Annotated in this window: 9 protein-coding genes; 4 read left to right on the top strand and 5 right to left on the bottom strand. The window is 68.7% G+C overall.

The genetic code is table 11. The features are described 5' to 3' along the window. Positions 1-23: 23 nt before the first annotated feature. Positions 24-2240 carry a S9 family peptidase gene (locus AC6I9V_RS11330; protein ID WP_497899517.1) on the top strand — a complete coding sequence of 739 codons (2217 nt, stop codon included), beginning with the start codon at positions 24-26 and terminating at the stop codon, positions 2238-2240. Positions 2241-2562: 322 nt separating this feature from the next. On the opposite strand, the gene AC6I9V_RS11325 is transcribed toward AC6I9V_RS11330, so the two are convergent. The 3 genes from AC6I9V_RS11325 to pta form a co-directional block, all read right to left on the bottom strand. Continuing rightward, positions 2563-3123, bottom strand: coding sequence for a GNAT family N-acetyltransferase (locus AC6I9V_RS11325; RefSeq protein ID WP_497899516.1), 561 nt, complete (start codon positions 3121-3123; stop codon positions 2563-2565). Positions 3124-3202: 79 nt separating this feature from the next. Further along, positions 3203-4375 (bottom strand): acetate kinase, encoded by a 1173-nt coding sequence (locus tag AC6I9V_RS11320; RefSeq protein ID WP_497899515.1) that lies wholly within the window; start codon positions 4373-4375, stop codon positions 3203-3205. Between the two features lie 9 nt (positions 4376-4384). Further along, positions 4385-6502, bottom strand: a complete 2118-nt coding sequence (pta, locus tag AC6I9V_RS11315; protein ID WP_497899514.1) for a phosphate acetyltransferase — start codon at positions 6500-6502, stop codon at positions 4385-4387. 91 nt (positions 6503-6593) lie between these two features. On the opposite strand from pta, the gene AC6I9V_RS11310 reads away from it, so the two are divergent. The 3 genes from AC6I9V_RS11310 to AC6I9V_RS11300 all read left to right on the top strand — a co-directional run bounded on the left by AC6I9V_RS11310 (position 6594) and on the right by AC6I9V_RS11300 (position 9160). Beyond that, entirely contained in the window at positions 6594-7100 is a 507-nt protein-coding gene (locus tag AC6I9V_RS11310) for a hotdog fold thioesterase (RefSeq protein WP_497899513.1), read from the top strand. Between the two features lie 17 nt (positions 7101-7117). Then, positions 7118-8455 (top strand): phenylacetate--CoA ligase PaaK, encoded by a 1338-nt coding sequence (gene paaK / locus AC6I9V_RS11305; protein ID WP_349412383.1) that lies wholly within the window; start codon positions 7118-7120, stop codon positions 8453-8455. A 99-nt stretch (positions 8456-8554) separates the two neighbouring features. Further along, positions 8555-9160, top strand: a complete 606-nt coding sequence (locus AC6I9V_RS11300) for a TetR/AcrR family transcriptional regulator (RefSeq protein ID WP_349412384.1) — start codon at positions 8555-8557, stop codon at positions 9158-9160. Between the two features lie 434 nt (positions 9161-9594). On the opposite strand, the gene AC6I9V_RS11295 is transcribed toward AC6I9V_RS11300, so the two are convergent. Together AC6I9V_RS11295 and paaZ are read right to left on the bottom strand one after the other, a co-directional pair. Next, the gene (locus tag AC6I9V_RS11295; RefSeq protein ID WP_497899512.1) at positions 9595-10002 is read right to left on the bottom strand and encodes a VOC family protein; all 408 of its coding nucleotides are present in this window, start codon (positions 10000-10002) and stop codon (positions 9595-9597) included. 141 nt (positions 10003-10143) lie between these two features. After that, a complete protein-coding gene (paaZ, locus tag AC6I9V_RS11290) occupies positions 10144-12255 on the bottom strand; it encodes a phenylacetic acid degradation bifunctional protein PaaZ (RefSeq protein ID WP_497899511.1) in 2112 nt (703 codons plus the stop codon). Positions 12256-12290: the final 35 nt, after the last annotated feature.

Below are 12290 nucleotides of genomic sequence, written 5' to 3'. Positions count from 1 at the left end.
GTGCCGGGCGGTAGATTGGGTCCATGACGCAGACTTCCGTGCAGCCCTCCCCTCAGCCCCCCGTCGCCAAGAAGGTACCGGTGCCCCGCACGCACCACGGTGACGTCTTTGAGGACAACTACGAATGGCTGCGGGACAAGGAATCCGCCGAGGTCGTGGAACTGCTGAAGGCCGAAAACGCGTACCAGGAGGCGGTCACCGCCCACCAGGAACCGCTGCGCGAGGCCATCTTCCAAGAGATCAAGGGCCGCACCCAGGAGACGGACCTCTCCGTGCCGAACCGCAAGGACGGCTGGTGGTACTACACCCGCTCGGTTGAAGGCAAGGAATACGGCATCGCGTGCCGCGTCCGCGCCCAGGACAGCGGCGACCCGGTGGCGGACTGGACGCCGCCCGCCGTCGAGGTCGGCGTCGACATTGCCGGCGAGGAAGTCCTCCTGGACGGCAACCTCGAGGCCGAGGGCAAGCCCTTCTTCGCCGTCGGCGGGTCCGCCGTGACCATCGACGGGAACCTGTACGCCTACGCCGTGGACAACGCCGGCGACGAGCGGTTCACACTGCGCATCAAGGACCTCCGCACCGGCGAACTGCTGCCGGACATGATCGAGAACGTTTTCTACGGCCTCTCCTTCTCCCCCGACGGCACCCGGATCTTCTACACCGTGGTGGACGCGTCCTGGCGGCCCTACCAGGTCAAGGCCCACGTGCTGGGCACCCCCGTCACCGACGACGAGGTGATCTACCAGGAGGACGACGTCGCCATGTGGCTCGGCTTCGAGCTCTCCGCGGACCGGCGCCACCTGGTCCTGGGGATCGGCTGCTCCGAGTTCAGCGAGACCCGGTTGCTGCGGTTTGACGCCCCCGACGCCGGGCTGACCACCGTGATCTCACGCGACGAGCGCATCCTCTACGAGGCCGAGCCGTTCGTGCTGGCCGACGCCGCGGGAGCCGCGCAGGAAACCATCCTGATCACGCACAACAAGGACGCCATCAACTCGATGGTCTCGCTCGTGGACCCGGCAGAGCTCGCAAAGCCGCTCGCCGAGCAGCACTGGCGGACCGTCGTCGCGCACTCCGACCAGGTGCGCGTCAACGGTGCCGGCGTCACCGCCACCCACCTCGTGCTGTCCATCCGCAAGGACACGATCGAACGCGTGCAGGTCCTGCCGCTGGCCGGGCTCGGCACCGCGGACCAGGGCGCGCCGGTGGAACCGGCTTTCGACGAGGAGCTGTACACGGCCGGGGTGGCCGGTTCCGACTACGAGGCGCCCGTGATCCGGATGGGCTACACCTCCTACTTCACGCCGTCACGGGTGTACGACTTTGTGCTGCCCACGGCGGAGCAGCCCGCGGGCGAACTGCTGCTGCGCAAGGAGAGCCCGGTGCTGGGCGGCTACTCGGCCGCCGACTACGTGGCGACCCGGGAGTGGGCGGTGGCCGCGGACGGCACCCGTATCCCGCTCTCGGTGCTCCGGCACGCCTCGGTGCGCCAGGACGCGACGGCGGCGGGCCTGGTCTACGGCTACGGCTCCTACGAAATGAGCATGGACCCGGGCTTCGGCATTCCGCGGCTCTCGCTGCTGGACCGCGGCATCGTGTTTGTGATCGCGCACATCCGCGGCGGCGGCGAGCTCGGCCGGCACTGGTATGACGACGGCAAGAAGCTGCACAAGAAGAACACCTTCACGGACTTCATCGCGGCCACCGACTGGCTGGCCGGCTCCGGCTGGGTGGATCCGGCCCGGATCGCGGCCATGGGCGGTTCCGCCGGCGGCCTGTTGATGGGCGCCGTGGCCAACCTGGCGCCGGAAAAGTACGCGGCGATCGTGGCGGCCGTCCCGTTCGTGGACGCCCTGACCACCATCCTGGACCCGGAGCTGCCACTCTCGGCGCTGGAGTGGGAGGAATGGGGCAACCCGATCACGGACCCGGAGGTGTACGCGTACATGAAGTCCTACACGCCGTACGAGAACGTCCGGGCCGCGGCGTATCCGAAGATCGCGGCGGTCACCTCGTTCAACGACACCCGGGTGCTCTACGTGGAGCCCGCCAAATGGGTGCAGCGGCTGCGCGAGGTGAACACCGGCAGCGAGCCGATCGTGATGAAGATCGAAATGGAGGGCGGCCACGGCGGCGCGTCCGGCCGCTACGTGCAATGGAAGGAACGCGCCTGGGACTACGCGTTCGTCGCGGACTCCCTCGGCGCTACGGAGCTGCTGCCGGGCGCCGGGCTGAAGTAGACCGCTCGCCCGCCCCATAGGCCGTCGTCGGGAGCTGGCGGCTGCCGACTGCTGCCCGGCATCACTGGCCGGGGCGTAGGTGTGTGAACCGCTTAGGAACGAGGGTTTGCCAGAGATGGCCGCCACGGTACCCCCATGTCGGCCATTCTTGGCGAAGCGGTGATCCCCGTGGCGCCACCGTGGCCAGCCAACTCCTCCCGAACGCCAACGCTCCAGCCCAGTTACCGGCGCCGGCACTCGTCTGAGACCGACGGGGGCCCTGGCTTTCGGCGGGGTGCGGCCGTCCCGGGCGGGTGCGGATGGGAGTAACTGGGCGGGAGCGTCAGCCCGGCTGCCCGGACTGCCATTCGTCGGCGAGCATGGCGTAGACGACCTCGGTGGCCCACTGCCCTTTGTAGTGCCACTTGTCCACCTGGGTGGCCTCCAGCCGCATGCCGAGGCGTTCGCACAGTGCCGCGGAGGCCGTGTTGAGGGCGTCCAGCTTGGCGTCGATCCGGTGAAACCCCAGGTCCTCGAAGCCCAGCTTCAGCAGCGCCCGGGCGGCCTCGGACGCGATGCCCCTGCCGCGGGCCGCCGGGGCGAGGCTCCAGCCGATCTCGGCCTGCCCGCAGCCGGGCAGCCACTTGAGCACCACTTCCCCGAGCAGGCCGGGCGAGTCCGCGGCCTCAATAGCCAGGCAGATCCAATCGCCCTCCTTTTCGAAGACGAAGTTGGCGTACTTGCCCACAGACTCCATGGACTTGGTGTAGCTCTTCGCCTCCCCGGGGAGGAACCGGGCGGTCTCGGGCAGCGAGTGGTAGGCGTGGTAGGCGTCCAGGTCGGAGGCCTCGAAGCGGCGCAGCACCAGCCGGTCAGTGCGGAGGGGCAGGTTCAGTTCGGTCATGTCCCCCAGCCTAGGTCCCGTTCCCAACTGACTCGCAGCAGGGGCCGTTTTGAGCACTCAAAACGGCCCCTGCTGCTAGCTAGTTGGGTTCACCCGTGGAGAGGGCGACGACGGCGGCGGTCGCCTCCGCGATCGCGCGCTCCTCATCGGTTGGCACCACCAGCACGGGCAGGGCCGACTCCGGCGTCGAGATGACCCGGGGTTCCTTGGAGCGTTCCCGGTTCAGGCCGGCGTCGAGTTCCACGCCGAGCGCGCCGAGCCGTTCCGCGACCAGGCTGCGGAACTGGTGCGAGTTTTCGCCGATCCCCGCCGTGAACACCAGCGCCTTCGCTCCCCCGACGGCCACGTGGTAGCCGCCGATGTACTTCGAGAGCCGGTAGGAGGCCACGGCGAGCGCCATGGCGGAGCGGGCATCCCCGGCCTCGGCCGCCTCGACGACCGAGCGCATGTCGTTGTTGCCCGCGAGTCCCTTGAGCCCGGACTGGCGGTTCAGCATCGAATCGAGGTCCTCGGCGGACCAGCCGGCCCGGCCGAGGAAGACCAGGATCGAGGGGTCAAGGTCGCCCGAGCGGGTGCCCATCACGAGGCCTTCGAGCGGGGTGAAGCCCATCGAGGTGTCAATCGACTTGCCGCCGCGGATGGCGGTGACGGACGCGCCGTTGCCCAGGTGGGCGATCACGGCGTCGAACTCCTCCACCGGCACATCCAGCAGCGCCGCGGCCCGGCTCGCAACATACTCGTGCGAGGTGCCGTGGAAGCCGTAGCGGCGGATGCCGTGGTTGGTGTACAGCTCGTCCGGCACGGCGTAGCGCCAGGCGTGCTCGGGCAGGGTGCGGTGGAAGGCTGTGTCGAAGACGGCCACCTGCGGCAGCTCCGGCCACTTCTTGGCGATGGCGCGGATACCGAGCACGTTGGCCGGGTTGTGCAGCGGCGCCAGCGGGTTCAGCCGCTCGATGGCCCGGGTGATCTCATTGTTGACCAGCACGGGTTCGGAGAACCGTTCCCCGCCGTGCACCACGCGGTGGCCCACGGCGTCCAGCGGCCGGTCACCGAGAGCCTCGTGGATCGCCCCGTCCACCTGTTCCAGCGCCTCGGCGTGGTCGCGGGGGCCCTCGATCTCGCCGTCGCCCTCGCCGCCGTTGCCCATCCCGATCTTCTCGATGAGCCCCTCGGCGAGGACGCTGCCGGCCTCGACGTCGCGGACCTGGTACTTGAGCGAGGACGAGCCGGAGTTGATGACGAGCACGAGCAAGGGGGCCTCCTAGGCCTTGGAGTCGACGGGCTGCAGCGCGGGCTGCGCGGGCAAGGGCTGGACCGACTGGGCCTGGATCGCGGTGATGGCCACCGTGTTCAGGATGTCATCCACCGTGCAGCCGCGGGAGAGGTCGTTCACCGGTTTGCGCAGCCCCTGCAGCACGGGCCCGACGGCGACCGCCCCGGAGGACTGCTGGACCGCCTTATAGGTGTTGTTACCGGTGTTCAGGTCCGGGAAGATAAACACCGTCGCCTGGCCGGCAACCGTGGAGCCGGGCATCTTGGACTCGGCGATGGCGGCGTCGACGGCGGCGTCGTACTGGATGGGCCCCTCCACCGCGAGATCGGGGCGCCGCTGGCGCACCAGCTCGGTGGCCTGCCGGACGGCGTCCACCGCCTCCCCGGCCCCGGACCCGCCGGTCGAGTAGGACAGCATCGCCACCCTCGGCTCGACGCCGAACTGGGCGGCGGTCTCGGCGGAGGCCAGCGCGATGTCCGCGAGCTGCTCCACGTTCGGCTCCGGGTTCACGGCGCAGTCGCCGTAGACCAGCACCCGGTCAGGCATCAGCATCAGGAACACCGAAGAGACGATTTTGACGCCCTCGCGGGTCTTCACGAACTCCAGCGCCGGGCGGATGGTGTGCGCCGTGGTGTGCGCTGCGCCGGAGACCATGCCGTCCACCACCCCCAGCTGGACCATCATGGTGCCGAAGTAGCTCTCGTCCTCCATCACCTCGAGCGCCTTCGCCAGGTCCACGCCCTTGTGGGCCCGGAGCTCCGCGTATTTCTGTGCGAAGCCCTGGCGCAGCTCGGAGGTGGCCGGGTCCACGATGTTGATGCCGCCGAGATCGATCCCCTGCGTGGCCGCAAGCTCACGGACCTCGGACTCGCGGCCCAGCACGGTGAGCTCGCAGACGTCCCGGCGGTGCAGGATCTCCGCGGCCCGCAGGATCCGGACGTCGGTGCCCTCCGGCAGGACGATGTGGCGGCGCTGCGAACGGGCCCGTTCGATCAGGTCGTGCAGGAACCGCAGTGGCGTCATCCGCTCCGGCCGGGGCAGGTGCAGCCGCTCCAGCAGTTCGGCCTCGTCCACGCGCCGGGCCCACAGGCCCAGGGCGGAGGCCACCTTGCGGCGGTGGCCGGACCAAATCTCGCTGCGGACCTCGGAGACGCGTTTGGCAGTCACGTAGGTGTCGTCCGGGGCGGCAAAGATCGGGAACGGAGCCTGCGCCAGCAGCGAGTAAATGGTGGGATCCGGGGCCAGGCCGCCGGTCAGGATCAGCGCGGACGGCACCGGGAATTCCGGCGAGAACGAGGAGGCCAGGCAGGCCACCAGCACGTCCGCCCGGTCGCCGGGGACAATCACCAGCGCGCCGTCGTCTAGCACGTGCAGGAAGTTGGCCACGTTCATGGCCGCCACTTTCACCGAGTGCACATCGCGTTCCAGGTCCGGCAGGCCGGCCACCTGGCCGAGGCCCAGCGCGGAGGCCACCTCGCCCGTGGTGGGCCGGGCAATGTCCTCGAGTTCGGGGAAAACATAGACCGGGCGGCCGGAGGCGCCGGGCCGGACCGCCGCGGCGATGGCCTCCAGGTCCGCGGGGTCGGCGCGGTTGACCATAATCGCCAGCAGCGCGCAGCGCTCGGCGAGGAGTTCCTTGCGGGCCACCTCGACGGCGTCAGCGGTTTCGGCCACGGTGCGGCCCTTCGCCCCGACGACGGCGACCATTGGCGCCGCGAGGTTGTTGGCGAGCCGGGCATTGAGGTCGAATTCGACGGCGGCGTCCTGGCCGGTCAGGTCCGTGCCCTCGATGATCACCACGTCGCAGTGCCGGGACATTTCCGCGAAGATCTCGACGCAGCGCGAGTCGATCTCCTCGCGCTTTCCCTCCGCGAGCAGGCCGCGGACCTCGGCGAACGTGAGGCCGCTGCGGCAGCGGTCGTCGTCGAGGTCGAAGCGGGACTTCATCAGCGCGACCATGGGATCGGCGTCGGCGCGGCCGTGGACCACGGGCTTGAAGAAACCGATGCGGTCCGCGTGCCGGTGCAGCGTGTCCGCCAGGCCCAAGGCAACCAGCGACTTCCCGGATCCCGGCGTGGTCGCACTGACATAGATTCCTTTGGCCATGTGTCCCAGCATACTTACACCCCTTGACAGCAGGCACCCGGATGGGATTACCTAATGAACATTCGGTAAATAAAGCTGGAGGCAACGACGCATGGCTGGACTGACGATTTCCGGGCACACCCACCCCATCCTGAAAGACGACTACGCCTCCGAGTGGATGGGCATTGAGGTCCTGGCGCTCGACGACGGCCACGCCACCATCCGGATGCCGCTGCGCCAGGAAATGCTCAACGGCTTCGGCATGGCGCACGGCGGAATGATCTTCGCCTTCGGCGACACCGCGTTCGCCCTTGCCTGCAACCCGGCGGCCCCGGAGGCGTCCGACGCCGGCTCCATTACGGTTGCGTCCGGCGTGGACATCAACTTCATCAAACCGGCCTTCCGAGGGCAGATCCTGACCGCCGTCGCGAACCACCGCGCCAGCACCGGCCGCAGCGGCCTGTACGACGTCCAGATCTACGCCGCGGACCCCGCAACGACGCAGGCACCGGCCGGCGCCGCATCCCCAACCGTCCCGGGCGAACTTCCTTCCGACGCCGTCCCGGGCGAACTCATCGCCGAGTTCCGCGGCCGCAGCCGCACCATCTCCAAGAAATAGAAACGTAGGAACCCCAGATGACCACCCCCACCGCTGAATCTGCCCTCGCCGCCAGCGACGCCGTCCTGGACCGCGAAGAAACCATCTCCCGCGACGAGCTCGAGGCCTTGCAGCTCAGCCGGCTCCAGCACACCGTGGCCTATGCCTACGACCGCGTCCCCCTGTACAAGCGCAAGTTCGACGAGGCCGGCGTGCACCCCACCGACCTCCGTGAGCTCTCCGATCTGGGCAAGTTCCCCTTCACCACCAAGGAGGACCTGCGCCTGGAGTACCCGTTCGGCATGTTCGCCGTGCCGCAGCAGGAGGTGGCCCGGATCCACGCCAGCTCCGGCACCACCGGCCGCGCCACCGTGGTCGGTTACACCAAGAAGGACCTCGCGGACTGGGCCAAGCTCGTGGCCCGCTCGCTGCGCGCCTCCGGCGTCCGGCCCGGGATGAAGGTGCACAACGCCTACGGCTACGGCCTCTTCACCGGCGGCATGGGCGCCCACGCCGGCGCCGAGGCCCTCGGCTGCACCGTCATCCCGATTTCCGGCGGCCAGACCGAACGCCAGATCACGCTCATCCAGGACTTCAAGCCGGACGCGATCCTGGCCACCCCCACCTACCTGCTGACCATTGCGGACGCGATGATGAAGCAGGGCATTGACCCGGCCTCCACCTCGCTCAAGTACGCCGTCCTCGGCGCCGAGCCGTGGACCGAGGAAATGCGGCACGAGCTCGAAACCACCATGAACATCAAGGCCTGCGACATTTACGGGCTCTCCGAGGTCATGGGACCCGGCGTCGCCGGCGAGGCCGTGGAAACCCAGGACGGCAGCCACATCTGGGAGGACCACTTCCGCCCCGAAATCATCGACGCCTTTGACCCCTCGGTGGTCCTGGGCGACGGGGAGCCCGGCGAGCTGGTCTTCACCTCGCTCACCAAGGAAGCGCTGCCGATCATCCGCTACCGCACCAAGGACCTCACCCGCCTGCTGCCCGGCACGGCCCGCCCCGCACACCGCCGCATGGGCCGCATCACCGGCCGCAGCGACGACATGATCATCCTGCGCGGCGTGAACCTGTTCCCGTCGCAAATCGAGGAGATCGCCCTCCGGATCCCGGAGCTGAGCCCGCACTTCCAGCTCGAACTCACCCGTCCCGAGGGCCAGCGGATGGACCAGCTCACCGTCAGGATCGAACGCCGCGAGTCCGTCACCGCCGAGGTGGTCGCCTCGGCCGCGAAGGTCCTGCAGCAGCAGATCAAGATCCACGTCGGATCCTCCTGCACCGTCGACGTCGTCGAACCGGGCTCGCTGGAGCGTTCCAACGGCAAGCTGCGCCGGATCTACGACATGCGCCCCAAGGCCTGACCCGGCCCGTGCGCTCCGCCGCCGGAGAAGCCCGGCCGGGTGCGTCCGTCAGGGCCCACCCGGCCGGACTGACCGACCGTTCATGAGAAACTAGCGAGTATGCCCAGCACAGTAACCAGCACCAAGCGCGGCCGCCCCGGCTATGACCAGCAGTCGGTGCTGCTGATCGCCGTCGACGTCTTCAACCGCCACGGCTACGACGCCACCTCAATGGGCATTCTCGCCGAGAACCTGGGCATCTCCAAGTCCGCGATCTACCACCATGTGCCGTCCAAGGGAGACCTGCTGAAGCTCGCGCTGAACCACGCCCTGGGCGGCCTTGAGGCCATCCTGGACCGCCCCGAGGCGCAGACCGGCTCCGCTGACGCCCGGCTGGAGTTCGTGCTGCGGGAGACCATCTCGGTCCTGGTGGAGCGGCTGCCGTTCGTCACGCTGCTGCTCCGGCTGCGCGGCAACACCGAGATCGAACGGGACGCCCTCGAACGCCGCCGCACCTTCGACCACAAGGTGGCGGCCCTTATCTCCGCGGCCCGCGACGAGGGCTCGCTGCGCCAGGACATTGACCCCCGCACGGTCACCCGGCTGCTGTTCGGCACCATTAACTCGATCGTCGAATGGTATAAACCCGGCGGTTCCCTGTCGCCGCAGAAGCTGGCCGACGACGTCATCACCATGGCGTTCCACGGCCTGCACGTCCCGGATTAGCCTCCTCCGGCGCCTGCCGCAGGGGTCCGGGGGCACTTTGCGGGTTGCGGCAGGGATTCCGCCTTCGACCGCCGGCGTGTCCGTGTCAATGTGCCCCCGGACGAACCCGCCGCCAAAAGAGTCTGCGCGAGCCGCGGCGTCGCTGGACCCCGGAACCGGGTTCGGCAGGCACACCGACGACGGCGAGGAACTGGACGCCGTGACGGCGTCGGCCGTTGTTGCCCGGGCCGCGTTCCGGCGCGGGTCAGAGAGCCGACGGCGACGGCGGCGGTCCGGGGGCACTTTGAAAGCCTCGGCGCGCGTTTCGCCGGCTAAGACCGGCGTGTCCGTGTCAATGTGCCCCCGCCCGGCGACCCGACCAGCCCTCACACGCAAGGCGGCACCCCGGACTCCGGGGTGCCGTTTCCTCAGGCTGGACGCAGTGGAGCTGCCGCTCAGAGCTGGTAGTCGGCTGCCGTGGTGATGTTCTCGTGCACGCAAAGAATGTTGTGCTCGGTGTCCATAAACCAGGCGCACTTCTCGGAATCCGTAATGCAGATGTGGTTCTCTGTCTTGAGGTCGGGGAGATCATAGTCCTGGAACATGACGCCCTTGGCTTCCATCTCCTTGACGGTGCGCTCGATCTCGCTGACTTCGAAACTCAGAGTGGTGTGCTCTGAATGCTTTCCATCCCGGACTGGCATCAGCTGCAGCATCGGGCCGCCGGCCGAGCCAAACAGTTCACTTCCGTCGTCTGTCACTCCACGGTGAGGCAGGCCCAGGGTGTCCGCATAAAAGCGGTGGGCGCGCTCCACATCATCGACTGGCAGGACCGTTGTGGCTTTATCTAATACGAGGGTCATTTCGCCACCTCCTACGAACCAAATTTTACGCCGAAGGAGGGGCTAAAGAGCCCGCCCCTCCACGGTTGCTCTATCACGTATGGCTGCTATTCCGGCGTCTGGGCAGCCATACGTGATAGGGCAACGGGAGGGGCGGAAGGGCTATTTCTCGACGAGGGTCAGCACGTCGTAGGTGGCCACGATCTCGTCGTCCTGGTTGGTCAGGACGGCGTCCCAGGCCACCTCGCCGTACTCGTCGGTCTCACGCGGGGTGATCTTCTTGGCCGTCAGGGTGACCCGGATGGAGTCGCCGGCCGCCACGGGGGTGATGAAGCGCAGGTTCTCCAGGCCGTAGTTCGCCAGCACCGGGCCCGGTGCTGGTTCCACGAACAGCCCGGCGCCCCAAGCCAGCAGCAGGTAGCCGTGCGCGACGATGCCCGGGAAGAACGGGTTGGCCTCCGCCGCCTCCTGGTTGGTGTGGGCGTAGAAGGTGTCGCCGGTGGAGTTGGCGAACTTGGTGATTTCCTCCAGCGAGACCTCGCGGAGCTCCGAGCGGATGGCATCGCCAATGTGCAGCGTGGCCAGCGGTTTCCGGAAGGGGTGCTGGCCCTCGGTCTCGAGGGTGAAGTTGCGGTCCGCGCCGGTGTGCCAGACACCCGTGACGGCCGTCAGCATGTTCGGCGAGCCCTGGATCGCGGTGCGCTGCATGTGGTGCATGACCGAGCGGATGCCGCCGAGCTCCTCGCCGCCGCCGGCGCGGCCCGGGCCGCCGTGGACCAGGTGCGGGACCGGGGAGCCGTGGCCGGTGGAGCTGCGGGCGTCTTCGCGGTTGAGCATCAGCACGCGGCCGTGGTGCGCCGCGATCCCGGTGACCAGCTGCTGCGCCACCGCGGGATCGTTGGTGCAGACCGAGGCCACCAGCGAGCCGCCGCCGCGGGCGGCGAGGCGGACGGCGTCGGCCAGGTCCGTGTAGCCGATCACCGAGGAAACCGGGCCGAAGGCTTCGAGCGAGTGGACCTCCTCGGCCTCCGGATCGGCCCAGCTGAGCAGCACCGGGGACATAAACGCGCCGCCGTCGACGACGCCGACGCTGCCGTCCGCGCTGGTGACCTTCGGCGAATCGAGGGTGCCGTAGGCGAGTTCACCGCCGGCATCGAGCATCGACCGGACGGCGGCGCGCACGTCGGCGAGCTGTTCCAGGGAGGCGAGGGCGCCCATCGTGACCCCGTCGGCGCGGGGGTCGCCGAGCACAACGCGTTCGGAGATCCGCTCCCCCACGGCGGCGACGACGTCGGACACCAGCTCCTGCGGCACAATCGCGCGGCGGATCGAGGTGCACTTCTGGCCGGCCTTGGCGGTCATCTCGGTGACGAGGGACTTGATGAAGGCGTCGAATTCCGGCGTGCCCTTGACGGCGTCCGGGCCCAGGATGGCGGCGTTGAGGGAGTCGGTCTCGGAGGTGAACCGGACGCCGCCCTTGACCACGTTGGGGTGGGACTTCAGCGTGTTGGCGGTTGAGGCCGAGCCGGTGAAGGCGACGAGGTCGCGGTAGTCCAGGTGGTCCAGCAGGGTGCGGACGGAACCGGAGACGAGCTGCAGCGAGCCCTCGGGCAGGATGCCGGATTCGTCGATCGCCTTCACCACGGCCGCGGCGACGTAGCCGGTGGGAGTGGCGGGCTTGACGATCGTGGGCACGCCGGCGATGAAGGCCGGGGCGAGCTTTTCGAGCATGCCCCAGACCGGGAAGTTGAAGGCGTTGATCTGCACGGCGACGCCGGGGATCCGGGTGTAGATGTGTTCGCCGGCGAAGGAGCCGTCACGGGAGAGCACCTCCATGGGCCCGTCCACGACCACCTGGGCGTTGGGCAGCTCGCGCCGGCCCTTGGAGCCGAAGGTGAAGAGCACGCCGATGCCGCCGTCGATGTCGATCATCGAGTCGACCTTGGTGGCGCCGGTCTGCGCGGACAGTGCATAGAACTCGTCGCGGCGGCCGTTGAGGTACTGCGCGAGCTCCTTGAGCTTGAGGGCGCGCTGGTGGAAGGTCAGCTTGCCCAGTTCCGCCTGGCCGGTGGTGCGGCCGTAGTCCACGACGGCGGCGAGATCCAGGCCCTCGGTGCTCACCTTGGCCAGCAGTTCGCCGGTACTGGCGTCCAGGACCGAGGCCGCTCCGGCTGCGGAGGCGGCGTCGGGGGTCCACCACGAGTTCCGGATGAAGCTGGGGACGATCTCGACGGTGCCGACTGAGGGTTCCGGAGCTGTTGCAGTGGTGGTCATCGTTGACGGGTCCTTCCAACGCGGGGCAAGATCAA

The sequence above is a fragment of the Arthrobacter sp. SlRoot2-15 genome, from assembly GCF_059739345.1.
Note: the sequence above shows the minus strand (reverse complement) of the source record. Positions and strands in the feature narration are given on the sequence as shown.

Excerpts from the sequence above, each read along its gene's own strand:
- paaK (WP_349412383.1), top strand. The coding sequence starts at position 7,118 with ATGACCACCCCCACCGCTGAATCTGCCCTCGCCGCCAGCGACGCCGTC.
- AC6I9V_RS11295 (WP_497899512.1), bottom strand. The coding sequence starts at position 10,002 with ATGACCCTCGTATTAGATAAAGCCACAACGGTCCTGCCAGTCGATGAT.
- AC6I9V_RS11330 (WP_497899517.1), top strand. The coding sequence starts at position 24 with ATGACGCAGACTTCCGTGCAGCCCTCCCCTCAGCCCCCCGTCGCCAAG.
- AC6I9V_RS11310 (WP_497899513.1), top strand. The coding sequence starts at position 6,594 with ATGGCTGGACTGACGATTTCCGGGCACACCCACCCCATCCTGAAAGAC.
- paaZ (WP_497899511.1), bottom strand. The coding sequence starts at position 12,255 with ATGACCACCACTGCAACAGCTCCGGAACCCTCAGTCGGCACCGTCGAG.
- pta (WP_497899514.1), bottom strand. The coding sequence starts at position 6,502 with ATGGCCAAAGGAATCTATGTCAGTGCGACCACGCCGGGATCCGGGAAG.
- AC6I9V_RS11300 (WP_349412384.1), top strand. The coding sequence starts at position 8,555 with ATGCCCAGCACAGTAACCAGCACCAAGCGCGGCCGCCCCGGCTATGAC.
- AC6I9V_RS11325 (WP_497899516.1), bottom strand. The coding sequence starts at position 3,123 with ATGACCGAACTGAACCTGCCCCTCCGCACTGACCGGCTGGTGCTGCGC.